Source organism: Cognatishimia sp. F0-27, from assembly GCF_020667845.1.
Classification (GTDB): domain Bacteria; phylum Pseudomonadota; class Alphaproteobacteria; order Rhodobacterales; family Rhodobacteraceae; genus JAFMPQ01.
In genome coordinates, this window is record NZ_JAFMPQ010000008.1 from 46,201 (window position 1) to 71,088 (window position 24,888).

A 24,888-nucleotide genomic window follows, 5' to 3' on the forward strand; every position below is an offset into this window, starting at 1 on the left:
GCGCCAGTCGATCAGCGCCGGTTCGTCAATCAGCGTCGCCGTCGGGCCCACCCCTGCCCCGCGGCTGAGGGCTCAGGGCCCGCGCCACAGGCGTCAGGAAGGAACCGCCCGCTCAGCATGCCGGCCCGCGAGGTCAGCCGCCGTTCCCGGACCCCGGGGCCGCGGGCAATGTGGCGCCGCGCAACTCTTCGCTGAACGGTATCGGAAGCGGATCGCGGCCCAGCCGCGCGCGGTAAACCGGAAGGCTTTCGGCCACGCGCATCACGTAATTGCGGGTTTCGTCGAACGGGATGAACTCGATCCAGTCGATCATGTCGACCGAGCCGTTCACCGGATCGCCGAAACGCGCGATCCATTGCGGCGGCCGGCCGGGACCGGCGTTGTAGCCCGCCGCCATCATCACCACATTCGCATCGAAGCGCCGCGCGAGATAGGCAAGGTATTCGGACCCCAGCACCGCGTTATAGGACGGGTCGGTGATCAGCTTTTCGCGTGAATAATCAAGGTCGAGCCAGCCGGAGACATCGCGCGCGGTGCCGGGCATGAGCTGCATGAAGCCCCGCGCGCCGACGCCGGATTGCACCACCGGGTCGAACTCGGATTCGCGGCGGGCGATGGCATGGACCAGCGCCTTGTCGACCGGGTAGTCGTTGGCGACGATCACCGGGTGCAGCGCGTAATACGGGCCCGGGATCTCGATCCCCATGGTGGCCGCCCGCTTGCCCAGCATGACCTGAAGATGGGGCTGGTTCATCTCTTCGAGCATGGCGCCGATCTGGCCAATACCAGTGCGGTCGAGGCTTTCGGCCAGATGGGTCAGGAAACGCTCGGCGAGGCTGATTTCATTGGCCGCCAGAAGCAGCAGCGCGGCGTTGAACACGGTCGTGTCCGTAAAATCGGCTGTGCGCCAATCCGGAAATGTCTCCGTGCCGGCCAGCGTCGGGCTGGGCGGAATGCGGCCCGCTTCGGCGGCGAGCAGACCGTAAAACGATGTCTGATACTGGGCGCCATCCTCGAAAGCGGCTTGGGCGGCGTCGAGATTGCCGAGCGCGGCCTGCGCCCTGCCAAGCCAGTAACCGCCGCGCCCGACCGAGATAGGCGACCAGACAGCTGCCCGAAAGCGGGTGAAATGCTCCACCGCGAGCGCCGGATCGTTCAGAAAGCGCAGCGCGATATAGCCCGAGAGCCATTCCAGATCCGCATAGTTTGAGCCAGCGGTCAGGTAATGCGAGGAGGCGATGCGGTAGGCCAGCGCCACATCCCCGTCGCGCATCACGTCGCGCGCGAGATCGCGGCGCGCCCGCGCCCAGCGCTCCGGTTCGCCCAGTGCCTGCGCCGAGGTGGAGCGTTCGAGCAAAAGCGTGATGGCGTCGTTGAGCCGCCCCTTGCGATAGCGCCAGAGGAAGCGCTCGTAGGCCAGACCGGGATGGTCGGAGAGCGCATCGGGCACCGCTTCGATCAGCGTGTCCACGCCGCCTACCTGATCGCGCAGGCCAAGCCGCGCTTCGGCAAGCGCCTTCCAACCGTCATCGACCAGCGGCAGCATGGCGCGGGCGTTCAGCTCCCATCCGTTCCAGAGCGCCATGTCGAGCCGCGCGGTGTGATGCTCGTCCAGAAACCCGGTGAAGTCGCGCAAAAAGCCGGATCGGGTTTCCTGGTCGAGCGAAAGCGTGCGCCAAGCGATCACCGCCTCGGCGATGGCGGCCCCTTCCTCGCCATCGGCCATGAAGGCGCGGGCCAGCGCCAGCGCGCCTTCGCCTGTGCGCGGCGGCTGGGCTTCGAAGAAGGTGCGGATCGCGGCGTTGCTGGCCTCGGCCACGGCCTCCTCGGATTGCTGGCGCAGATAGGGCATCCCCGGCCAGTCGGGATTGCGGGCGACGAAATCGAGCACTTCGGCGGTGTCGCCCCGCCCGGCGCGCAATTCGTGCCAGAGCACGATATCGAGCGCAACCGGACCGGCGGTGCGCGCCTGCGAGCGGGCCTGCGCCCAGTTTCCCGCACGCAAGGAGTCCATTGCCTGCCCGACCGCCTCGGCGGCGGAGGCCGCGATCTCGGTTCGCGCCGCGGCGGGCGTGGCCTGCTGTTGTGCCGCTGCCGGGGCAAGCGGCGCGAGGATCAGGGCCAGAACGGATAGGAATCGGGACATTGCTTGCAATTTGTCTCCTGAGAAGGAATAGACCCTTTGAAAGTAATCGAATGCCTGACGGCTTCAAATCACGAATAGCGCAGCCCTGCGCGAGCCCTCGCGCACGGGTTGCATATGCCGCGTCAGGATAGCACGAAAAAGAAGGAGCGTGAGATGTTCAAGGGATCGATGCCAGCCCTGGTCACGCCGTTCAAGGACGGCGCCGTGGATTTCGACACGCTCAAACGCCTTGTCCTGTGGCATATCGAGCAAGGCAGCCACGGGCTTGTGCCCGTGGGCACCACCGGTGAGAGCCCGACCCTGAGCCATGACGAACACGAAGACGTGATCGAATGCGTGGTCGAAACCGCCGCGGGGCGGATCCCCGTCATCGCGGGAGCGGGTTCGAACAACACCGTGGAGGCGATGCGCTTCCTGCAGCATGCCGAGCGCGTGGGGGCCGATGCCGGGCTCGTGGTGACGCCCTACTACAACAAGCCCACACAGGCGGGGCTGATCGCGCATTTCACCATGCTGCACGAGTGCTGCACGCTGCCGATCATCATCTACAACATTCCCGGACGTTCGGTGGTGGACATGACACCCGAAACCATGGGCGAACTGGCCAAGCTTGACCGGATCGTGGGCGTGAAGGACGCGACCGGTGACCTGGCGCGGGTTTCGGCGCAGCGGATCACCTGCGGGAAAGCGTTCATCCAGCTTTCGGGAGAGGATGCCACGGCGCACGGCTTCAATGCACAAGGCGGGGTGGGCTGTATCTCGGTCACGGCCAATGTGGCGCCCCAGCTCTGCGCCGCGTTGCAGAATGCGTGTCTCGACGGCGACTACGCCAAGGCGCTGGAGATAGCCGACCGGCTGATGCCGCTGCACCAGGCGATTTTTGTCGAGCCGGGCTTGTGTGGCGCGAAATACGCGATGTCGAAGCTTGGGTTGTGCGACGAGGAGGTGCGCGCGCCGCTGGTGCCCGTGACCGAGCCGACGCGCGCCAGGCTCGACGACGCGTTGCGGTTTGCCGGGCTCCTGAACTGAGCCGGACGCGGTTGATTCGCCGGATGTGACTTGCGGGGCCGGTGTGCCGCGGGGGAGGCCGGGCGTTCCGGCGGCGGCACGCGTGCAGGAGTGAGGGGCCAGCCCCTCACACTCCCCGGAGTATTTCACGACAGAAGAAACAGGGGCGCGGGCGCGAAGGTTCTGCCGTCATCCCAGTGTTCATAGGTGGTCGGGCACCGTGCGCAGGTCTTGCGCCGCCCGGCCGGCACTCAGGCGGCCATCGGGCGCCGGGGCGCAAATGCCCGGTTCTACGCCCCATGTTGCTGGTTTCCGGGAAGCGGCGCGCGGACCCTGCACCGGGTTGGCACGACCGCGGCCAAGCGCCAGCGCGGTGTCCCCGACCTGCGCGGGGCCGGAGCGCCGGCGAACCCGCCTCTGAGTTGCGCCATGTCGGCACCCTTTGGCCGAAAAGCGGGCGCCGAGACGCAGGAAGGCCCGGCGTTTTTCACCGGGCCTTGCGCGTTTTGCAGGGATGGGGCGCGACTATTGGCCGATGCCCGAATCGAGCCCTTCAGGCTGACCGACCACCACGAAATGCAGCGCATCCGGTTGCAGCACCTCGGAGGCGACACGGGCCACATCGTCGAGCGTGACGGCTTCGATCCTGTCATTGCGGGTCACCACGTAATCCGGCGAGAGGTCATCCATCTGCATCCCGACGAGGATCTGCGCAATCGGACGGTTGCCGTCGAACCGCAGCGGATAGGCCCCGGTCAGATAGGTCTTGGCCGCGCTCAGCTCCTCTTCGGTGACACCGTTTTCAGCCATTTTGGCCCATTCCTCGGAAATCACCGCGACCGCTTCGGCGATCCGGTCATTGGCCGAGGCGACCCGTCCCATGTAGAGCGCGGCGTGGTCCTTGGGCACGAGATAGGAATAGACCCCGTAGGTGAGGCCGCGCTTTTCGCGCACCTCGGTCATCAGCCGGGCTTCGAACCCACCGGCGCCAAGAATCTGGTTCATCACGAAGGCGGCGAAGAAATCCGGGTGGTCGCGCGGCAGGCCCGCATGACCGAACACCGCCACGGATTGCGGCGTGTCAAACGGCACAACCGTCACGCCGCCGCTTGTGTCGACCGCGATGTCGGCTACTTGCGGCAGGCCTGTTTCGGGCAGATCGCCCAGCACCGTGTCGAGCAAAGCGCCGAGTTCGGCGGGCGTGATGTCACCGGCAGCGCCGGCATAGACGCGGTCGCGGGCGATGGTGCCCTGATGCGCGGCCACGAGATCGTCGCGGCTCAGCGCCGAGACGCTGGCTTCGGTGCCCTCGAGGCCGGTGCCGTAGGGATGGTCGCCAAAGACCATGGCGTTGAATGCTTCGGATGCAATCGTGTCGGGGTCCAGCAGGTCGGAACGGATGCCGGAGAGCACCTGTGCGCGCACACGGTCGATGGCGTCCTGATCGAAGCGTGGATTGACCAGCGCCTCGCGCAGCAGTGCCACCGCCGCGTCGCGGTTTTCCGTCAGGAAACGCGCGGAGACGGACACCGCATCATCGCTCACATCGAAGCTGATATAGGTTGCCAACTCCTCGGTTGCGGCCGCGAAGGCGCGCGCGTCCATGTCGCCCGAGCCTTCTTCGAGCAGGGCCACCATGAGGTTGGTGGCTCCCCGCTTGGCGGGCAGATCGAGCGAGGCCCCGCCCTTGAAGCGCAGTTCCAGCGCAACGAAGGGGATGGAGTCGTCCTGCACCAGCCAGGCGGTTGTACCGCCCGGGCTTTCGACCACGTCGATGTCGATCTCGGCGCGGGCGGTGACGGTGGCGGCGAGGAACAGGCCAAGGGCAAGGATCAGGCGGGTCATTGCGTCACCTCCGTTTCGGTGGTCATCTCGGCCTGCGCCAGATCGGTGTCGGGCGCCATCAGCCAGCCGGTGACCGATTTGTTGCGGTCGAAGATCATGCGCGCGGCGGCCATGATGTCCTCTTCGGTCACGGCGTCGAGCACGTCCGGCCAGTCCTGCACATCGGCAACGGTCAGACCGGAGGTCAGCGCCGCGCCGTAACGCCGGGCGAGCGTGTTCACGTCATCGCGGGCGTAGATGAGCTGCGCGCGGCGCTGGAACTTGATGCGGGCAAGCTGGTCCGGATCCACCCCTTCCTCGAGGAACTCCGCGATCGCCTGATCGAGCGCGTCTTCGGCCTCCTGCATGGGCACGCCCGGCGCGGGAACGGTCACGATACCGAAGGTCGTATCGTCGAGCGACAGGCCGCTGTAGAAGGCCGACGCATAGACGGAATCCTGCGTGTCGAACTGGAGCTTGCGCACCAGAACCGAGGTCTGACCGCTGCCCAGCACATCGGCCAGAAGGGTCAGCGCGGCCGCGGTTTCCTGATCGCCCGGGTCGCGTTCAGGCGCGAGATAGGTGCGGATCACATAGGGCTGTGCCACGCGCGGGTCGCGCATCTGAAGCCGCCGTTCGGCCAATTGGCGCGGCTCGTCCACGCGGTCGCGCGGGCCGATCGCCGGATTGGCGGGGATCACGCCGTAGTATTGCTCCGCAAGCGCGCGGACCGCGTCGGGCTCCACATCTCCGGCAACCACGAGCACCGCATTGTTGGGGGCATAGTGACGTTCGTAGAATGCCAGCGCGTCTTCGAGCGTGAGCGTTTCCATCTCGTGGCGCCACCCGATGATGGGCGTGCCGTAGGGATGGTTGAGGAACTGCGCCGCACGGCGCTGTTCGCGAAACAGGGAGCCGGGGTCGTTCTCGACACGCTGGTTGCGCTCTTCGATCACCACTTCGCGCTCTGTCAGGATGTCTTCCTGCGTGATGTTGAGATTGACCATGCGATCCGATTCCATCCGCATCATCAACTCGAGCCGATCCGCGGCGACGCGCTGGAAATAGGCGGTATAGTCATAACTGGTGAAAGCGTTATCCCGGCCGCCATTCTCTGCGACAACGCGGGAGAACTCGCCCGCTTCCATGTTGTCCGTTTCCTTGAACAGCAGGTGTTCGAGGTAATGCGCGATCCCAGACGCGCCGCGCGGCTCGTCCGCGGAGCCCGCGCGATACCAGACCATGTGGACGACGGCCGGAGCGCGGTGGTCCTCGATCACGACAACGTCCATGCCGTTGTCGAGCGTGAAGCTGGTGACGTCGTCCTCGATGTCCTGCGCATGGGCGAGCGTTGTCGCGCAGCAGGTCGCGGCGATACAGGCGAGTCTCTTGAGCAAGGCAGGCCTCCTTTGAAAAACCATGCACACAAACTGTGCTTTTTTGCGGTATGTTCAACCATTCCTGACGGACGGGAAACGGGATTCATGGCGATTGCCGGCCCGGTCACGCGATTGTGCGCAGCCTTGTTTCGGTCACGTGGCGCAGACCTTTCGGCCGTAACGCGCCCGGGCGGCTGCGCTCTGCACAGTGACAGGTCGTCAGGGGGCTCTCGCGCGGCCGGGGCGCGCCAGGGCGCGGGCCGGACAAGCAATCCGCGATGCGTTGATCAAACACGAGGCCCCCGAGCCTATCCGACATGGTCGGCGCGACGTGTCTGAACCGCATTGTGCGGGGATGCGGCGCCGCGTGCCGCGGGGATCAGTTCCGCTCCAAGCCTTCCGGCGGGGCAGACGGCGTGCGGCGATTTGCGCGACGGAATTGTTCAAGCCAGAGATACGGGTCGAGAGCCTGGCTGCGATAGACGCGGTTATACTGATTCTCCGGGATCAGTTGCCAGGTAAAGCGCCCACGCCTCTGGCGGAAGGCCTCGTCTTCGGCCGCAAGGGTGGTGCGAATATTGCCATCACGTCCAAAGCGGCTGGCCGCTCCGATCAGGCCGGTGTCCGCTCCGGGCACGGCCCCGCCGCGGCCTTCGGTCACCCGCGCGGGGTTTCCACCGAGCACGGCAACCGCGTCCTGCAACGGGCGTTGGTCGGTTCGGTTGCTGCCACCCGGTGTTGGCGGCGGCAATGCGCCGATATCCTCAGGCGTTTGCAGCGGCTTCGGCGGGACAATCGCGAATTCCTCCGGCTGGCCGGAGAAGGTGCGCAAATCCCGCAGCTCGGGGGTGCCTCGCGCACAGGCGGACACCGCCAGAACGCCGATAATGATCATCAGATGCGCAGCCCGCATCGCACCCTCCAGTTTGGTTCGCGTTCAGCTTTACCCGATCCCTCGGGCGGCGTCACCCGGCCTTTTTACCGCCCGATCCCTCGCCGGGAAAGAGCACCAGCCCAACAGCCCCTATGAAAATTGCGATATCGGCGACATTGAAAGCGAAAGGATTGACGATCCCGCAACAAGACATGTTGAGAAAATCCGCGACAGCCCCGTAAAGCACGCGATCGACGATATTGCCAAGCGCCCCGCCGATGAGGAACCCGGCGGAAATCAGCCCCAGGGTCCCGGGCGGGTCGCGCCGCATCCAGACCAGCACAAAAAGCACGATGCCGATAGCCACGGAAATCAGCACCCAGCGCGTGCCCGGCGCATCGCCCGAGAACAGCCCGAAATTGATGCCGTAGTTCCATGCCATGCGCAGGTTGAGAAAGGGTGGGAACACATCGATGGAGAGCCGTGTGGCGAGATCCATCGCATGCACGACCCAGTATTTGATCGCCTGATCGACGACAAAAATTGCCGCCGCCACGACCCAGACAAGGCGCATGCCGCCGGGTTTTCTGCCGGATTGCGTTGCGGATCGGCGTGGTGTCTGGGTCTTGCTGCGTGCCATCGGGGCGGGGTCCTCATCGCTATGGCGGGACAAGCCGCGCCAGTTTTGGCGCTATACAAGCCTTCACGCGGTTTCACCAGAAGCCGACACGGTCTTTGCCGGCGGGGGTCGGCATGGGATTGCCGGTCGGGCGGGGTGGTCCGGCGCCTCTGTCGCGGACCGGGCTGCGCCCTCGGCCCGGTCAGGCGCAGGGCAAGCGCGCGGCCTGCGGCACCGGGCCGGTGACGCTTGACAAGACGGGAGTGTCGGGGCCTGCTGACCATTGACCGAAGGAGCGACCATGACCGACACGCGCGATCCGGGTGTTTCATCCGACCCCGGCGGCCCTGCCGCCAATTCAGAGGCCAGAGTTGCGAAAGCCAGAGTTGCGGAGGCCAGTGTTGCGCAGGCCAGCATTGAAAGCGCCGCTGTTGCTGGAGACACGCAAGCCCACGCCTTTCATGACGAACTGAAGTCGCGGCTCGTGCGATACTGCGCCATCGACAGCCAGTCGGATATGGACAGCCCCACCGGCCCTTCGACCGAATGCCAGCATGCCATGCTCGACCTTATGGTGGAGGAACTGACCGATATGGGGGCGTCCGACGTGGTCAAGACCGCCTATGGCACGGTGATCGCGACGATCCCGGGCACCGCGCCGGGACCGACGGTGGGCTTCCTGGCGCATGTGGACACGGCCCCGCAATTCAACGCAACCGGGGTCAAGCCACGCGTGATCGAAGGCTATAACGGCGGCACGATCAGCTTTCCCGACGACCCGGATCTGGCGCTCAGCCCGGAAGAGTTTCCCTACCTCGCGAACAAGGTCGGCCATGACATCGTCACCGCGTCCGGGCTGACCTTGCTTGGGGCGGATGACAAGGCCGGCGTCGCGATCGTGATGACCGCCGCGCGCCATCTGCTGCAGAACCCGCAGATCGCACGTCCGACGATCCGGCTTGCGTTTACCCCCGACGAGGAGATCGGGCGCGGCGTCGATCCGGCGCTGCCGGCGGACCTCGCCGTGGATTTCGCCTATACGCTGGACGGCGGCGAGGTCGGTGAAGTGGTTTATGAAACCTTCTCGGCGGATTTTGCCAGCGTCACGATCACAGGGGTATCGATCCACCCGGGCACCGCCAAGGACCAGCTCGTCAATGCGATCCATCTTGGTGCGAAGATCGTCGATACGCTGCCGCAAGCGACCCTGACACCGGAAACCACCGATGGGCGGGACGGGTTCATCCATGTCGTCGATATCGAAGGCAGCGCGGCAGAAATGACCGTGCGCTTCATCCTGCGCGACTTCGAACGGGAGGGGCTGGCGGCGAAAGGCGCGCTGTTGCGGCAGGTCTGCGAGACGATTGCGGCGACGGAACCGCGCGCCGAGATCACCTGCGAGATCACGCCGCAATACCGCAACATGCGGTATTGGCTCGAAGATGACATGACGCCGGTCGATCTGGCACGGCAAGCGCTTGCGGATCTCGGGATCCCGGAGCTGTCCGTGCCGATCCGGGGCGGAACCGACGGCTCGCGTCTGACGGAACTGGGCGTGCCCTGCCCCAACCTGTTTACCGGCATGCAGAACGTGCACGGACCGCTTGAATGGGTTTCGGTGCAGGACATGGCGCAGGCCACCGCCTTTTGTCTGCGCATCGCGGAGCGTGCCGTGCGATCGGAATAGGCGGGCAGCGGGGGCAGAGGCCGCACGGCTCGCCCGCCCCCGATCGCGGCGGTCTCGCCCGTTGAGGACAGCGATCGCGTGGCCTGCCTCCGGGCTCGCGGCACGCCACAAGGCTTGTCCCGGAACCCTGATGGGCTCCGCTCTTTGGATCATGGCCCGGTTGACGGCACAGCCTGCCCACCGTGCAGAGTTTTGATCTGTGTCGCCCACCAACCGTTGCCAACAGAAAAGGGGGCTGGCGCCAGCCCCCCGATGCCGTCCGAGGCGCGCAGCGCTTCTTGATACGTGCAGACGATGCGCGCGCGGAGCCCGGTTGCCCGCGCTGGCCGCGGTGGACGGTCCGGACAGCGGACGCGCCCCCGTGGCCCGCGCAGGATCAATGGCGGAAGTGGCGCATCCCGGTGAAGACCATCGCAAGCCCGGCCTCGTCTGCCGCCGCGATCACCTCGTTGTCGCGCATCGAGCCCCCCGGCTGGATCACGCAGGACGCGCCCGCCGCGGCAGCTTCAAGCAGCCCGTCGGCGAAGGGAAAGAACGCGTCCGATGCCACGACAGAGCCCTTGGTCAGCGGTTCCGGCAGGCCCAGCGCCTCCGCCATGCGCTCCGCCTTCTTGGCGGCGATCAGCGCCGAATCGACGCGGCTCATCTGGCCCGCACCGACGCCAACGGTGGCCCCGTCACGGACATAGACGATGGCGTTGGATTTCACATGCTTGGCCACGGTCCAGGCAAACCGCATATCGGCCATTTGATCTTCGGAAGGCTGGGCCTTTGTGACAACCTTGAGCGCGTCTGAGCCAAGCTGTCCGGTGTCGGCGTCCTGCACGAGGAACCCGCCGGAGACCTGTTTCCATGCCGCGCGAGATTGGGACGTGTCCGCGAGCCCCGCGGTGGTCAGCAGGCGCAGGTTCTTCTTGGCGGAGAAGACGGCGATGGCGTCCTCGTCGGCGCCCGGCGCAATGACCACCTCGGTGAAGATATCGACAATCGCCTCGGCAGTGGCCCTGTCCAACGGTTGATTGAGCGCCACGATCCCGCCGAAGGCCGAAGTGCGGTCGCAATCAAAAGCGCGCCGGTAAGCCTCTTCGAGCGTCGCGCCCCGCGCCACGCCACAGGGGTTGGCGTGTTTGATGATCGCGCAGGCGGGGCCGTCCTCGGGGCGGAACTCCGACACCAGCTCGAAGGCAGCATCGGTGTCGTTGATATTGTTATAGCTCAGCTCCTTGCCCTGATGCTGGATCGCTGTGGAAACGCCGGGCCGGGCGGTTCCGTCACGGTAGAAGGCGGCGGCCTGGTGCGGGTTTTCGCCATAGCGCAGCGGCTGTGCCAACTGGCCGGCGATCACGCGGCGGCGCGGATTTGGCTCCCCGATGGCGCCCGCCATCCAGGTGCTCACCGCCGCGTCATAGGCGCCGGTGCGGGCATAGGCGATCTGGGCCAGCCGCTGGCGGAACGGCAGGCTGGTATGGCCGTCATTCTGCTCAAGCTCATGGATGAGCGCGGTGTAGTCGGCCACGTCCGTCACGACGGAGACATAGGCGTGATTCTTGGCCGCGGCGCGCAGCATGGCCGGGCCGCCGATATCGATATTCTCGACACAGGTGTCGTAATCGGCCCCCTTGGCGACCGTGTCTTCGAACGGGTAGAGATTGACCACCAGAAGGTCGATCGCGCCGATGCCATGCGTCTCCATTGCCGCCTTGTGGCTCGCGTCATCGCGCAGTGCCAGCAGCCCGCCATGCACGGCCGGGTGCAGTGTCTTGACCCGCCCGTCCATCATTTCCGGAAAGCCTGTCACGTCAGAGACATCGCGCACGGTGAGACCGGCATCGCGCATCGCGGCGGCGGTGCCGCCGGTGGACAGCAGCTCGACCCCCCGGTCGGACAAGGCCTGGGCAAGATCGATCAGACCGGTCTTGTCGGAAACGGAAAGCAGTGCGCGGCGCACGGGTTGGAGATCGTTCATCGGTGTCCTCTGGCGTGGTTCAGCTCGTCACATCCACCTCGTCCCGGCTCAGGTCGCGCACGGCGATGGCCGTGTCCTGCGCCTTGGCCAGAGACCAGCGGATGCGCGTCGCATACTCCATCGCGCGGCCGGATAAAACGACCTGTTTCGTCGCGCGCGGGCGCAAACGCCCCTTTTCGAGATAGACAGAGGGTTCGAGCGTGATTTCCGTGCCCATTTCGCTACGCAGAACCCAGATCTCGCCGGAGCGCAGCGCCATGGAAACCGCCGTGCCGCCCATATCGAGCGCCACGTCCACATCCGGGTGAAGGTGAAAATGCACACGAAACGGCACGCCGGCGAGCCGTGTGCGGTCGAGCGCCGCGTCGAAGGTCTTCTTGTCGCTCCGTTCGAGGGCCACCAGATACTCTTCGCCTTCAAGGGCGCGCCCGTCGAGGCTCAGCATCAGGCTGCGCGCATGGGTCAGACCGTAACCGGACACATAGCCGTCATGGCCGATCTCGATGCGGTGGCCTTCGGCACGGCGGTCGAATTGCACCGGGACGCGGGCTGGACCCGCATCGAGGCGCTCTGTCCTGTCATTGCGTTTGCCCTTGGACTTGGTCAAGCGCGCGCTCGACGTGCCATCAAGGCAGAGCGTGGAATGCGAAGGGGTGGCGCGCCCGGCCCGGCGCCATTTGGCGCCAAAACTCACCCCCGACCCGCAGCTCACGATGAAGGGGCGCCGCCCGGAAGTCAGCTCGAAGGCGGTGGAGGAGGCATGCGCCTGTCCGGCCAAAGCGCCCTTTGGAGGCGGCGCTGCATCGATGATGACGGTGGTCCGCCCGGCGGCCAGCCGGGCAAACCCCATCGCCAGCCCCTCGCGGCGCTTGCGCCGCACCCCTGATGCGGCAAGCGCCTGGTCCAGCCGTCCTTCGAGGCCGCGCCCGCCGCCATGGAACCGGGCCAGCCCGCCATCGGCGTGGCGCAGACTGCGCAGGGTGGGCGCGATCCGTTCGATCGCGGTGCGATGCGCGGCGTCCGGCCTGCGCCCGCTCTCCTCAATGGCGGCCAGCGCCCAGGACAGCAGGGTGAACACTTCCAGAAGCTCTTCGGGATTGCGGGTCGGGATGCCTCCCTGTTCGTCGATCAGCCGCGCGCAATCCGCGCCGAGCCCGGCAATCGCCCCGGTGGCGTGGTCTTCCATCCCTTCAAGCGCAAGCGAGGCATAGACAAGGCCGGTCAGCGCCTCGAACCGTGGCAAGCCCGGTGCGGCGCGCGCCCCGCGCCGCGCGAGAAACAGCGTCTGGGCGGCCAGCGCCGCGAAATAGGCGCGGGATTGCTCCGGTGTGACACCGCGCAACAGAAACACCGCATGGTGGATCCATCGGATGACGCGTCGCCCGGTCAGGTCCGGGGTCCAGCCGGGGCCACGCCCCTTGCCAAAGCGGTCAATCCACGCCCAGAGCCAGGCCTGCGCGGTTTCCCGCGCCGCGGCATCGCCGATGGCGGCCAGATCGTCGAGCCAGCCAAAGCCATGGCACTCGGCGGCAAAGACCGGATCCGGAGCGGTCACATCCCACAGCAGGGTTTCGGGCGCTTCGACCAGATGGCCACCGAAGAGCAGATTGCCAGCGAGCAGTTGGCGGCCCCGGGTGAAGGCGCCCACAGTGCGCGGTTCGGGCTGTTGCACGAAGGCGGTGGCGGGGCGCGCATGCGCCGCGAGCCGGGCATGCAGCCGGTCAATCAGGCGCGGCCCGGCCGCGCGTTGGTCTGAAAATGCCTTTGGCATGGCCCACCACCTTCACCGCCCGTCCCTGTGCGACCTTCTCCACGGGGCGCGGCCATGCACCATGCCCGGGCCTGTGGATAACGCCGTGGATAACCCTATCGCGGCGGGTCGGGCTTGTCAGGACACCCGATGGCGGAAGGCGCCCAGACTGTGGCCAAGACGCCAGCCCCGAACATGCGCGCCATCAGGATCGGGTCAGGGCTGCCATGTAAAACCCGTCCATGCCGCCCCGCTCTGCCCAGAAATCGGGCCGCAGGCGCAAGCCGCCCTCTGCGCTGCGCCACCCGTCTTCGACCCACGATGCCTCCGGCGGCACCACGCGCAGGCCGGGGTGACGCGCGAGCGCCTCGTCGATCTGCACCTCGCCCTCGTCCGGGATCAGGGAACAGGTGGCATAGACCAGCGTGCCGCCCGGCGCGAGCAGTTCAAGCGCGTGGTCAAGCATGGCCGCCTGAAGCCCGATCAGCGCGCCGATCCGGTCCCCCTGATGGATATGCGGCAGGTCGGGATGGCGGCGGATGGTGCCGGTGGCCGAACAGGGCGCGTCGAGCAGGATCGCCTCGTAGCGGCCTTCATGCTCCAGCGCGTCGCCTGCAACAAGCGTCGCGCTCAGACCGGTGCGGGCGAGATTGTCAGCCACCCGTTTGAGCCGGTCGGCGGAGAGGTCGAGCGCCGTGACCGCCGCGCCACGCGCGGCAAGCTGCAGGGTTTTCCCGCCTGGAGCGGCACACATGTCGAGCACGGATTTGCCCGCAACATCGCCCAGAAGCGTCACCGGCAGCGCGGCGGCGGCGTCCTGCACCCACCATTCACCATCGTCGAAACCGGGCAGAGCCGTGACCTGCGCCGCGTCGAGCCGGATGGAGCCGGTTGGCAGAAGCGTGCCGCCGGTGGCCTTTGCCACGGCGGCCGCATCATGGCGCGCGGTAAGGTCGAGCGGGGCGCCACGCAGATGCGCGGTTTCGATGCCCGCGACCGCCTCCGCACCCCAGGCGCTGACAAGCGGGCCGCGCAACCATTTTGGCAGGCGCGGCACCCGCAGCAGCGGCCATTTCTCGGGGGCGTCCTGCGCCACCTTGCGCAGCACCGCGTTGACGAGCCCTTTGAGGGCCGCGTGACGTTTATGCGCGGCCACGAGGGTCACGCAGTCATGCACGACGCCGTGTGCGGCCCCGCCTTGCGCAAGCTCGATCGTGCCGAGGCGCAGCACCGTCTGGACAAAGAGCGGCGGGCGTTTGCGCAGATGTGGCTTGAGCACCCTGTCGGCGCGCTCCAGTTCGCGCAGCACGGCCATGGCCAGACGCATCGCCGCGGCCCGCTCGGACGGGTCGAGCCGTGCCAGCGCGGGCCCGGCTTCGGTGATCGGGCGGCCGTTTTCGAGGGCATCCATCAGCAGGGTCACGGCGGCGCGACGGGCCGGGCTTGCTTCTTTGGACATGGGCTCTCCGATATGGTGGGTTGCGGTGCGGCGGGGTCGGCCCGATCCGGGCCATGGCCTTGTCCCGCGTCGCGCGGCGCGTATATCAACGCTCAGAGCGCAAGGAAAGCGCCGCCGCGCCGAAAACCCGCTGCGAGCGGATGGCAGGCGCGCAGCGACACTGTCGAAAGGACGAGATGATGAGCGACGACACAGCGCCGAAGGACCTGCCCCCCGCTGCACAGCGTGCCCTTGCAGAGGCTGCGGAGCGTCGCGCCAAAGCGGAGGCCGACGCGAAGGCCAATCCGATGCCCACAGAGCTTGGCGGGCGCGACGGGCCGGAGCCTGTCCGCTATGGCGATTGGGAGAAGAAAGGCCTTGCGATCGATTTCTGAGCGGCGTTTGCCTTAGAGGGCGCAAGGCGATTGTTGGGCGTGTGGTCCGGCGTTTATTGCCGCCCGGAGAGACGTCGAACGGCCGCGCAAGGACGGTCAGATCACGCGCACGGATTTTTGGCGAGGCGCGGCACGGGCTGTCCCAATTCGGGAACCCGATGTGCCGTTTCGCACGACGGCTCCGACGACGCGCCGCGCTTCAGGGGACGGGCAAGCCAAAGACTCCCCTCCATCAAGCCTTACTGAGTGGAGGGCCGCTTATTGCAGTCGAAAATCTGCAGAGCGTCCTGCCCCGCGATCCGAGGTGAACCGAATCCGGTTCCCATCCGCACGCACTTCCTGACAATTGTAGCCAAGATCATCGCCGCCCCAGTAGAGGTCGCGACAGAAGAACCCGTTCTGCCATTGCCAGTTTCCGGTGACATCCCAGCGCGCGCCGCGCCCTGCGATCCCGCCATCCGGCGTCACCTGGAGCGTTACAAAGGGCCGCTTGAGCGTTTTGCCCTGAACGAGGGACAGGAACGCCGACTTGTCGTCAACCTTGGCAAAATCTGCCTGTGCGGCCGTCGCGAGGCCAAGGCAAGCGGCGGCGACGATCATTCCAAGAGCATTTGTCATAGATACCTCCCGCATGCATCAAAGGCGTTGCCATTGAAGATAGCGGGATTGACGCGCATTCAAGCCCAAGGGTGCCGCGGCATCCGAAGCACCGGCGCGATATTGCGCACGGGGGCGTCGCCCGGCTCGCGCGTACAGGCGCTGCCCTGCCCCGGCCTTGCCACGGGAGACGCCGTCAGCGGGATTTGCGCCGTCCGCCGGATTTGCCCTATCCGCCGGATTTGCGCTGTCCGCCGGATTCACCGCGTCAGACGGATTTGCCCGCGTCAGACGGCAGGCCGTAGCCCGTCATCCGGACTTGAGACCGAGCACGTCAAGCATGTCATAGGCCCCGGGGTCGCGATCCTGCCCCCAGAGCGCGGCCTTGAGCGCGCCACGGGCAAAAAGCGCGCGATCGGAGGCAATATGCTTGAGAACGATCCGCTCACCCGCGGCGGCAAAGATCACCTCGTGCTCACCAACCACATCCCCGCCCCGTATCGCGTGAAACCCGATATGTCCGCGCTCACGCGCGCCGGTGATGCCGTCGCGCCCCCTGTCGGATACCGTATCGAGATCGACCCCGCGCCCCTCTGCCGCAGCCTCGCCCAGCATCAGCGCGGTGCCGGAAGGTGCATCGACCTTGCGGTTGTGATGCGCCTCGACGATCTCGATATCCCAATCGGCGTCCAGCGCCGCGGCCACCTGTTTGGTGACTTGCGTCAGAAGGTTTACCCCGAGGCTCATGTTGCCCGCCCGCACGATCACCGCGTGCCGGGCCGCTGCGTCGAGACGGCCGAGGTGCCGCGGCTCGAAACCGGTGGTGCCGATGACGTGGACGGCGCGGGCCTGCGCGGCAAGGTCGGCATAATCGCAGCTCGCATCCGGAGAGGTGAAATCGATCACCGCCTGGGCGCGGGCAAAGGGTTCCAGCGGGTCGTCATCGACCCGGCAGCCCAGCGGCGCACCACCCATGGCTTCGCCAAGGTCCTGCCCGACCCACGCGTGGCCGGCCCGTTCAAGCGCCCCCACCAGGCGCAGATTGTCAGATGCCTGCACCTCGCGCACCAGCATCTGGCCCATACGGCCCGAAACGCCCGTGATCACCACGCCCGGTATGTCTGTCATTTGCCTTGCTCCCCATCCCGCCCGCGCGCGGGCCCTTTCGATCCATTGTTTCTCCCTTCCATACGCCGCCGCGTCGCGCTTGGCAAAGCGTGTCCGGACGCTTAGATGGGGGGCATGGGAAAACACCGCACAGACCCCGCTTCCGGACCGAGCCAGCGCCAGCGGCGCGTGGCCGAATTGATCCGCCGCCAGCTTTCCGACGTGCTGATGCGCGGCGAGATCCACGATCCGGATCTCAACCGCCTGTCGATCACGGTGGGCGAGGTGCGGGTCTCTCCGGATCTCAAGGTCGCCACCGCATATGTTGTGCCGCTTGGCGGCAAGGGGCAGGACGACATGTTCGAGCTGCTCAAGCGCAATGCCGGGGAACTCCGCCGCGCGGTCTCCAAGGGGCTGACGTTGAAATACGCGCCGGAACTGCGGTTTCGCCTCGACGATACGTTCGATCAGCTTGACGAGACCCGGCGGCTCTTCTCCCAGAGCACGGTGCGGCGCGATCTGGATGATTGAGCGGGCGCGCCTTTTGCTTGGCTTCGGGCTGGCGGTTGCCATCTCGGCACTCGGTCCTGCTCCGGCGCAGGCGGTCACGTGCAACACCATCGACTTCGAGGAAAACCGGTTCACGCTCTGCGAGGTCACGCTGCCGCAAGAGACCTTGCGGCTCTATCGCACGGACCCGCTCGGCGTGCCCTACGGGCATTTCTCCGAGCTGGCCACGCGGGTCGAGGCGCTTGGAGAGACACTGGTTTTTGCGATGAACGGCGGGATGTATCATGACGATCGCGCGCCGGTGGGTCACTATGTCGAGGACGGCGTCGAGCAGATGCGGGTCATCGCAACGCCCGGACCCGGCAATTTCGGGCTGCTGCCGAACGGCGTGTTCTGCATCCGCGAAGGGCGCGCGGACGTGATCGAGACCGGTCTCTATCTCGAAAGCGATCCCGGCTGCACCTATGCCACCCAGAGCGGGCCAATGCTGGTGATCGACGGAGAGCTGCATCCCCGGTTTTTGCCGGACAGCACGTCGCGCTATGTGCGCAACGGTGTGGGCACGTCGGAGGATGGCCAGCGCGTGGTTTTCGCCATCTCTGAAAACGCGGTGACGTTTCACGAATTCGGACGGCTCTTTCGGGATCAGATTGGCGTGCCGAACGCGCTGTTTCTGGACGGCAATGTCTCGCGTCTTTATGCGCCGGAGATCGGACGATCCGATCTCGGGCGACGCATGGGCCCGATCATCGCTGTCACCGAACCGGCCCGCTGACCTGTTCACCGCCCTGCCCGTCTTGCCGCAGGCCGCCGCATCACTTGGTCCGGGACGGCGGCTCAAGGCTCCCCCAAGACTGCGCCAACCGCCGCTCCGAATAGACAGGACTGCGCATCTTCCCGATCCGGTGTCCGGGGTGGCGTCTGGCATCATCGATTGCACCGGACTTGCGCCTCATGGTCAACCGGCCTACCTCTCGCCTGTGTCAGCGCCGGAGCCATCATGACAGTCACGCCCGAAACCCTCACCCACGCCTTGCTCGATGCGGCCCGCGCCGCAGGGGCGGATCACGCCGACGCGATTGCAATCACCGGCACGGCGCTGTCGATTGACGTGCGCGCCGGCGCGCTGGAGCAGGCTGAACGCGCGGAAGGATCGGACATGGGCCTGCGGGTGTTTGTCGGCCAGCGGAGCGCCATCGTCTCCGCCTCCGATACGCGGCGCGAGACCATGGACGCCATGGCGATCCGCGCCGTTGCCATGGCGCGCGAAGCGCCGGAGGACCCGCATGCGGGGATCGCATCGCCCGACCAGATCGCAACCGATTGGAACGTGGACGCGCTCGAACTGGCCGATCCCGCACCCGAACCTGCGCCCGCAGAGCTTGAGGCCGATGCCCGCGAGGCCGAGGCCGCGGCGCTGAACCAGACGGGCATCACCCAGGTGCAATCGGCCTCCGCCGGGTATAGCGCCCGCCAGATCCATATCGCGGCGACAAATGGCTTCTCGGGCGGGTATGCGCGCACCTCCCGCTCCACCGGCTGCGTTGCCATTGCCGGCGAGGGGCTGGGCATGGAACGGGATTACGACGGCGACAGCCGGACCTTCCAGTCCGAATTGCGCGCGCCCTCCGAGCTTGGCCGCGTGGCTGCCGAACGCGCCCTCGCCCGGCTTGACCCGCGCACCCCCAAGACAGGCGCCTATCCGGTCCTGTTCGACGAGCGCATCGCCGCGTCCCTGATCGGGCATCTGATGGCAGCGATCAACGGGTCCGCCATCGCGCGCGGCGCCTCGTGGTTGCGCGAGGCCAAGGGCGAGATGATCCTCCCCGAGACCCTGTCATTGCTCGAAGATCCGTTCCGCCCGCGCGCCTCGGGGTCGCGCCCGTTTGACGGCGAAGGCCTGCCCACCGCGCGGCGCGCGATTGTCGACAAGGGCGTGCTCACCAACTGGACGCTGGACCTGGCGACGGGGCGCAAGCTGGGCCTGCCAAGCACGGCCAACGGTGCGCGTTCTGTATCGGGCGGCGTGTCGCCAACCGCATGGAACCTTGCGCTCACCCAAGGCACTCAGAGCCGCGCGGACCTGATGAAGGAGATGGGCAGCGGTCTTCTGGTGACATCCATGATCGGTGCCACGATCAATCCCAATACCGGGGATTATTCGCGCGGGGCCGCCGGCCATTGGATCGAGAACGGAGAGATTGCCTACCCTGTCTCTGGCGTAACCATCGCGGGCAACCTGCGCGAGATGCTGCGCAGCCTGCGCCCGGCCAATGACGCGCGGCCGTGGCTGAGCCGGGTGGTTCCGTCGCTGCTGGTCGAAGGGCTGACACTTGCCGGATCCTGAGGCGCGCCTTTTCTCCCGAACCGGTCCGAACCGGATGGCCCCGGTCGCCACCGCGCGCGCGGAACCCTGCCCATGAGCACGGCGCAAGACGATCTTTCGCTGCTGATCCGCGCGGCCGACTCCGCGGGTGCGGTGGCGCTCAGCCATCACAAGGGTGCGCTCGACATCCGCTACAAGAGCCATGATCAAAGCCCGGTCACGGATGCCGACCACGCGGTGAATGCGCGGCTCGAAGAGATCCTGCGCGACGCACGCCCCGGGTATGGCTGGCTCTCCGAAGAAAGCCCCGATAGCGCGGAACGGCTGGACACCGAGCATGTGTTCATCGTCGATCCGATCGACGGCACGCGCAGCTTTATCGACGGGTCGCGCTCCTGGGCACATTCCATCGCGGTCGCGCGCAACGGGGCCGTGACGGCGGCGGTGGTCTATATGCCGGCCCGCGGCTTTCTCTATGCCGCCGCACGCGGCCGGGGCGCCACGCTCAACGGCGCGGCGATCCGTCCGAGCGCGCAACGCGATCTCGAGGCCGCGACGGTGCTGGCCACGAAACCCACGATGCGCCCCGAACACTGGCGTGACGGGATCCCGTCCTTCCAGCGCAACCATCGCCCGTCGCTGGCCTACCGGCTCAGCCTGGTGGCCGAAGGGCGGTTCGACGCGATGCTGACTCTGCGGCCTGCCTGGGAGTGGGACATCGCCGCGGGCAGCCTGATCCTGTCCGAGGCCGGGGCCGCGGTCGGCGACCGTCGGGGGGCCCCCTTGCGGTTCAACAACCCCCATCCCCAGACCGACGGCGTGGTGACCGCCAATCCGGTGTTGCATGACGCCCTGCTGGCGCGGCTTTGGTGACCCTGCGGCGGCCCGGTTTGGCCAGTGCCTGTCGATGCATCGCATATGCCGGCGTGCGCGGAACAGCCCCCGCCTGAACCAGTCCCCCTCTGGACAAGCCCGCGCACCCATGCCCATTCTTGGCAGACCGCGACTGACCAACAGGGGACAAGACCATGACACTGCGCGCGACCTCCGCCTTTTGCCTTGCGCTTTGCGGCCTTGGCGTCGCCGCTCAGGCACAAGACAGCTGTGCCTCCGGCAAGACGCTGACCGAAGACACATTGACCATCGCCACAGGCAACCCCGCCTATTACCCGTGGGTGATGAATGACGCTCCGGAAAGCGGCGAGGGCTTCGAGGCCGCGGTGGCCTATGCCCTGGCGGCAGAGATGGGCTTCTCCGCCGAGCAGGTGCGTTGGGTCCGCACGAGCTTCGATCAGTCCATCCAGCCCGGCGCCAAGGATTTCGACATCAATCTTCAGCAGTTCTCGATCACCGAGGAACGCGAGAAGATGGTCGATTTCTCGATCCCCTATTACAGTTCCGCCATGGCCGTGCTCACCACGCAGCGCGTGATCGACGAAGGCGCGACCGCCACGATCGATAGCCTCAAGGGGTTGCTCTGGGGCGCGGATGCCAACACGACAGCCGTGCCCATGCTCACCGGCCTGATCGATCCGGCGCGCGCTCCGCTGCTCTACGGCGACAACACCGACGTGACCGCGGCCATGCAGGCCGGCCAGATCGACGCGGCGCTGTTTGACCTGCCCACCGCGCTCTATCTTTCCGCCGTGGTGCTGAACGACGGTGCCATCCTCGGACAGTTCCCCGCGGACCGGTCCGACAACCCCGACCAGTTCGGCATGCTGATGGAAGAGGGCAGCGCGCTCAAGGAATGCGTCGACGCCGCGCTCACCCGCCTCACCGAGAGCGGCCAACTGGCGGAGATCGAAGCGGAGTGGCTGTCCCAGACAACCGGCGTCCCGGTCATCGAGTGACACCGAAAACCGCAGCACGGCCCGGGCTTCTTTGGGCCTCAAATATCCCGGGGGGAGTCTTTGCCCCGCAAAGACGGGGGGCAGCGCCCCCCACCCCTCCCGCTTTCCCGCAAAGCCTGCCGAACACACGGCCCGATCCCCAATGAGCGCTCCCACCCGCCGCCAGATCTTCGAGACCCGCCAGCGTCGCCGCGCAAACGGCATCGCCGCCGCGTCCACCTGCGCCGTTCTCGTGTCGGTCGTCCTGCTGGTCCCCCTCGCCCCGGGCTGGGAGGCGGTGCAGCGCAGCTTTTTCAACGCGGAGGTGTTTGCAAACACCTTCCCGGGCCTGCTCAACGCATTCCTGCTCGATGTTGCAATCTTTGCCTGGTGCGCGCCGCTGATCGCCGCCCTCGGCCTGCTCGTGGCCCTTGCGCGGGATCTCCGCACGCCGGCGCTTTACCCGGTCCGGCTGCTTGCCATCGCGTATACGGATGTGTTCCGCGGCCTGCCCGTGATCCTCGTGATCTACCTAATCGGCTTCGGGATTCCGGGGCTCGGTCTGCCCCGCCCATGGAATTCACCCTATATCTGGGGCAGTCTGGCGCTGATCCTCGTCTATGCCGCCTATGTGGCGGAGGTGATCCGTTCGGGCATCGAATCGATCCACCAGAGTCAGCGCGCCGCGGCCCTGTCGCTGGGGTTGAGCGGCGCCGACACGATGCGCTTCGTGATCCTGCCGCAGGCGCTGCGGCGCGTGGTGCCCGCCAACATGAACCTCTTTGTCGCCCTGCAAAAGGACGTGGCACTTCTGAGCTTCATCGGGCCGGTGGAGATCTTCCGGCAAGCGGGCGTCTACAAATCGCTGATGGCCAATTTCACGCCCTATGTGGGCGCCGCGATCATCTTTCTGGCCATCACCATCCCCGCCACGCGCTACGCCGATTACCTGATGAACATAACCCGCCGGACGCAAAGCTGATGCCGACGCTGTCCCTGCACGACGTGCGCAAGAGCTTTGGCGGCAACCGGGTGCTGGACGGGATCGACCTGACCGTCCGGACCGGTGAAATGATCTGCCTGATCGGCGCTTCCGGGTCGGGCAAGTCCACCCTCCTGCGCTGCATGAACCTGCTGGAACCCATTGACGACGGGCGCATCCTGCTCGATGGGGCGGACATCTCTGAACCGGGCCTCGACCCGCAGCCGATCCGCGCGCGCATCGGCATGGTATTCCAAAGCTACAACCTGTTTCCGCATATGAGCGCGCTCGACAACGTCATGCTGGCACCGCGCCGGGTCCGGGGACTGACGCGCGAGGCCCTGCGCGGCCCCTGCGCCGCCTTGTTCGAGCGATTCGGCCTCTCGGACCGGATGGCGCATTACCCCGATCAGCTGTCCGGCGGACAGCAACAGCGCGTGGCCATCATCCGGGCGCTGGCTATGGAGCCGGAGATCATGCTCTTCGACGAGATCACCTCCGCGCTCGACCCGGAACTGGTGGGCGAGGTGCTCGACGTGTTGCGGGACCTGCGCGGCACGGGCATGACCATGGTTCTGGCCACCCATGAGATGGGGTTCGCCCGCGATCTCGCGGACCGGATCTGCTTTCTGGATCAGGGTCGGATCTGCGAAGAAGGCCCGCCCTCCGAGATCTTTTCGCGTCCGCGCGAAGCGCGCACGCGGGCGTTCCTGTCGCGCGTGCTGCAAGGCGGGATGGCGGGATGAGCGACGAGGCGCCCCTGTTTCTGACCACCAGGGAAGTGGCCGAGCTGCTGCGCGTGCGGGAGCGCAAGGTCTATGACCTTGCTGCAGAAGGCGCGATCCCGCATCGCCGGCTCACGGGCAAGCTGCTCTTTCCGCGCGATGCCCTGATGGAATGGATGGCGCCCGACACCGCACCACGCCCGCCGGTGCTTGCGGGGTCGCATGACCCCTTGCTCGACTGGGCGGTGCGGGAATGCGGCTCCGGTCTGGCGCTTCTTTCCGAAGGCAGCGCGGCGGGATTGTCGCGTTTTGCACGCGGCGAGGCGATGGCCGCCGGGTTGCACTTGCCCGAACCCGGTGGATGGAACGAAGCCACCGTGGCCGCCGAACCGTTGCGCGAAGCGGTGCTGATCACCTGGGCGCACCGGACGCGCGGGCTGATCCTGGGGCCTGCCTTTGCCAGCGCGAGCACTCTGTCGGACCTCGCCGGCGCGCGCCTCGCCACGCGGAGCGCCGGGACGGGAACCGCGGCGCTTTGGGAGCGCCTCAAGCACGAAGCCGGCCTGTCGGACGATGCGCTCCAGTGCGTGGGGCCAGCCCATAGCGAAAGCGACGCGGCCGCGCTTGTGGCGGAGGGCGGCGCCGATGTCACCCTTGGTCTCGCCTCCATGGCGGCGCAGTTCTCGCTGCGTTTCGCGCCGCTGATCACCGAGCGCTTCGACCTCCTGCTTTGCCGGAGGGCTGCGTTCACCCCGCCGCTGCAACGGCTGCTGGACTTCGCGCGCGGGCCGCAAATCCGCGAGAAGGCGGAGGCGCTCGGCGGCTATGACCTGCGCGAGACCGGCACCGTGCGTTGGCTTTCACGCTAGCCACTACTTTGCGTTTGGAAAGAAAAGCTGTTCGCCTTCCAACGTGTAGGAGGCAATCGCGGACTGCCCCTCCTCTGACAAGATCCAATCGACAAAGGCCTGCCCCGCAGCGGCTTTCACGTTTGGATGGCGTTCTGGGTTCACGAGGATGATGCCGTATTGATTGAACAGGCGATCATCGCCTTCCACGAGAATGTCGAGCGCTCCCTTGTTGGCAAAGGCGATCCAGGTGGCGCGATCGGTCATCGCATAGGCCCCCATGCCCGACGCGATGTTGAGCGTCGCGCCCATGCCGGACCCGGTCTCGCGATACCAGCCGCCGGAGGCTTCGGAGACACTTACGGGCGTTTGCGCCCAGAGGCGCAACTCCGCCTTGTGCGTCCCGCTGTCGTCACCGCGCGAGGCAAAAGGCGTTTCGGCCTCGGCAATCCGGGCCAAAGCAGCCGTCACATCGGTCATGCCGCGCACCCCTGCCGGGTCGGAGGACGGGCCGACCAGCACGAAATCGTTATACATCACGTCATGGCGTGCCATGCCGTTGCCCTCCGCGACAAAGGCCTCTTCCGCCGGTTTCGCATGCACGAAAAGCACGTCACCATCGCCATTGGCCGCGTTCCGGATCGCCTGCCCCGTGCCCACGGCCACCACCCGCACAGCGATTCCGGTTTCGCCGGTGAATTGCGGCAGGATGTGATCAAAGAGTCCGGAATTCTGTGTCGATGTGGTGGATTGCACGAGGATGAACTCCTCCGCTGCCATGGCGGGTGCCGCAACGGCGAGCGAAAGACTGGCGGCCATGGCGAAAAGCATGCGGCGATACATGGGAATTTCCTTTTCGAGGACTGGAGAGCGGT

General features: G+C 66.6%; 22 protein-coding genes. 11 read left to right on the forward strand and 11 right to left on the reverse strand.

The annotated features are described in order from the left end of the window. Positions 1-133: 133 nt before the first annotated feature. Entirely contained in the window at positions 134-2,146 is a 2,013-nt protein-coding gene (locus J1C49_RS06210) for a lytic transglycosylase domain-containing protein (protein ID WP_227444943.1), read from the reverse strand. A gap of 153 nt (positions 2,147-2,299) precedes the next feature. On the opposite strand from J1C49_RS06210, the gene dapA reads away from it, so the two are divergent. Beyond that, a complete protein-coding gene (dapA, locus tag J1C49_RS06215; RefSeq protein WP_227444944.1) occupies positions 2,300-3,175 on the forward strand; it encodes a 4-hydroxy-tetrahydrodipicolinate synthase in 876 nt (291 codons plus the stop codon). A 504-nt stretch (positions 3,176-3,679) separates the two neighbouring features. Here the strand turns inward: dapA and J1C49_RS06220 are convergent. The 4 genes from J1C49_RS06220 to lspA form a co-directional block, all read right to left on the reverse strand. Then, positions 3,680-4,999 (reverse strand): pitrilysin family protein, encoded by a 1,320-nt coding sequence (locus tag J1C49_RS06220; protein WP_227444945.1) that lies wholly within the window; start codon positions 4,997-4,999, stop codon positions 3,680-3,682. After that, positions 4,996-6,399: a M16 family metallopeptidase gene (locus tag J1C49_RS06225; protein ID WP_370639377.1), complete on the reverse strand. Its 1,404-nt coding sequence runs from the start codon at positions 6,397-6,399 to the stop codon at positions 4,996-4,998. The genes J1C49_RS06220 and J1C49_RS06225 overlap by 4 nt, the downstream gene beginning before the upstream one ends. Positions 6,400-6,736: 337 nt before the next feature. Then, complete coding sequence (locus tag J1C49_RS06230) at positions 6,737-7,270, reverse strand: DUF3035 domain-containing protein (RefSeq protein ID WP_227444947.1); 534 nt, start codon at positions 7,268-7,270, stop codon at positions 6,737-6,739. A gap of 52 nt (positions 7,271-7,322) precedes the next feature. Then, on the reverse strand, positions 7,323-7,805 hold the full coding sequence (lspA, locus tag J1C49_RS06235) for a signal peptidase II (protein ID WP_227445012.1): 483 nt from the start codon (positions 7,803-7,805) through the stop codon (positions 7,323-7,325). Between the two features lie 346 nt (positions 7,806-8,151). On the opposite strand from lspA, the gene pepT reads away from it, so the two are divergent. Further along, positions 8,152-9,537 (forward strand): peptidase T, encoded by a 1,386-nt coding sequence (gene pepT / locus J1C49_RS06240; RefSeq protein WP_227444948.1) that lies wholly within the window; start codon positions 8,152-8,154, stop codon positions 9,535-9,537. Between the two features lie 376 nt (positions 9,538-9,913). Here the strand turns inward: pepT and purH are convergent, their stop codons facing one another. The 3 genes from purH to J1C49_RS06255 form a co-directional block, all read right to left on the reverse strand. After that, positions 9,914-11,503 carry a bifunctional phosphoribosylaminoimidazolecarboxamide formyltransferase/IMP cyclohydrolase gene (purH, locus tag J1C49_RS06245; protein WP_227444949.1) on the reverse strand — a complete coding sequence of 530 codons (1,590 nt, stop codon included), beginning with the start codon at positions 11,501-11,503 and terminating at the stop codon, positions 9,914-9,916. 19 nt (positions 11,504-11,522) lie between these two features. Next, positions 11,523-13,274: a heparinase II/III family protein gene (locus J1C49_RS06250; protein ID WP_227444950.1), complete on the reverse strand. Its 1,752-nt coding sequence runs from the start codon at positions 13,272-13,274 to the stop codon at positions 11,523-11,525. A 184-nt stretch (positions 13,275-13,458) separates the two neighbouring features. Then, the gene (locus J1C49_RS06255; protein ID WP_227444951.1) at positions 13,459-14,712 is read right to left on the reverse strand and encodes an RsmB/NOP family class I SAM-dependent RNA methyltransferase; all 1,254 of its coding nucleotides are present in this window, start codon (positions 14,710-14,712) and stop codon (positions 13,459-13,461) included. Positions 14,713-14,891: 179 nt separating this feature from the next. On the opposite strand from J1C49_RS06255, the gene J1C49_RS06260 reads away from it, so the two are divergent. Then, a complete protein-coding gene (locus J1C49_RS06260) occupies positions 14,892-15,086 on the forward strand; it encodes a DUF1674 domain-containing protein (RefSeq protein ID WP_227444952.1) in 195 nt (64 codons plus the stop codon). Positions 15,087-15,344: 258 nt separating this feature from the next. On the opposite strand, the gene J1C49_RS06265 is transcribed toward J1C49_RS06260, so the two are convergent. Together J1C49_RS06265 and dapB are read right to left on the reverse strand one after the other, a co-directional pair. Continuing rightward, positions 15,345-15,704 carry a dihydrodipicolinate reductase gene (locus J1C49_RS06265; RefSeq protein WP_227444953.1) on the reverse strand — a complete coding sequence of 120 codons (360 nt, stop codon included), beginning with the start codon at positions 15,702-15,704 and terminating at the stop codon, positions 15,345-15,347. Between the two features lie 288 nt (positions 15,705-15,992). Beyond that, complete coding sequence (dapB, locus tag J1C49_RS06270) at positions 15,993-16,811, reverse strand: 4-hydroxy-tetrahydrodipicolinate reductase (RefSeq protein ID WP_227444954.1); 819 nt, start codon at positions 16,809-16,811, stop codon at positions 15,993-15,995. A 114-nt stretch (positions 16,812-16,925) separates the two neighbouring features. Between dapB and rbfA the strand changes: the two genes are divergently transcribed. From rbfA to J1C49_RS06310, 8 genes are all read left to right on the forward strand, one after another. Continuing rightward, the gene (gene rbfA / locus J1C49_RS06275) at positions 16,926-17,321 is read left to right on the forward strand and encodes a 30S ribosome-binding factor RbfA (RefSeq protein ID WP_227444955.1); all 396 of its coding nucleotides are present in this window, start codon (positions 16,926-16,928) and stop codon (positions 17,319-17,321) included. Beyond that, on the forward strand, positions 17,314-18,075 hold the full coding sequence (locus J1C49_RS06280; protein ID WP_227444956.1) for a phosphodiester glycosidase family protein: 762 nt from the start codon (positions 17,314-17,316) through the stop codon (positions 18,073-18,075). Before rbfA ends, J1C49_RS06280 begins: the two co-directional genes overlap by 8 nt. A gap of 225 nt (positions 18,076-18,300) precedes the next feature. Then, a complete protein-coding gene (locus J1C49_RS06285) occupies positions 18,301-19,647 on the forward strand; it encodes a TldD/PmbA family protein (RefSeq protein WP_227444957.1) in 1,347 nt (448 codons plus the stop codon). A gap of 72 nt (positions 19,648-19,719) precedes the next feature. After that, positions 19,720-20,499 (forward strand): 3'(2'),5'-bisphosphate nucleotidase CysQ, encoded by a 780-nt coding sequence (locus J1C49_RS06290; protein ID WP_227444958.1) that lies wholly within the window; start codon positions 19,720-19,722, stop codon positions 20,497-20,499. A 155-nt stretch (positions 20,500-20,654) separates the two neighbouring features. After that, entirely contained in the window at positions 20,655-21,479 is an 825-nt protein-coding gene (locus tag J1C49_RS06295) for an ABC transporter substrate-binding protein (RefSeq protein WP_227444959.1), read from the forward strand. Between the two features lie 142 nt (positions 21,480-21,621). Next, positions 21,622-22,440, forward strand: coding sequence for an amino acid ABC transporter permease (locus J1C49_RS06300; protein ID WP_227444960.1), 819 nt, complete (start codon positions 21,622-21,624; stop codon positions 22,438-22,440). After that, positions 22,440-23,186 (forward strand): amino acid ABC transporter ATP-binding protein, encoded by a 747-nt coding sequence (locus J1C49_RS06305; protein WP_227444961.1) that lies wholly within the window; start codon positions 22,440-22,442, stop codon positions 23,184-23,186. Before J1C49_RS06300 ends, J1C49_RS06305 begins: the two co-directional genes overlap by 1 nt. Then, positions 23,183-24,034: a helix-turn-helix transcriptional regulator gene (locus J1C49_RS06310; protein WP_227444962.1), complete on the forward strand. Its 852-nt coding sequence runs from the start codon at positions 23,183-23,185 to the stop codon at positions 24,032-24,034. The genes J1C49_RS06305 and J1C49_RS06310 overlap by 4 nt, the downstream gene beginning before the upstream one ends. A 3-nt stretch (positions 24,035-24,037) precedes the next feature. On the opposite strand, the gene J1C49_RS06315 is transcribed toward J1C49_RS06310, so the two are convergent. Continuing rightward, positions 24,038-24,856 carry a substrate-binding domain-containing protein gene (locus tag J1C49_RS06315; protein WP_227444963.1) on the reverse strand — a complete coding sequence of 273 codons (819 nt, stop codon included), beginning with the start codon at positions 24,854-24,856 and terminating at the stop codon, positions 24,038-24,040. Positions 24,857-24,888: the final 32 nt, after the last annotated feature.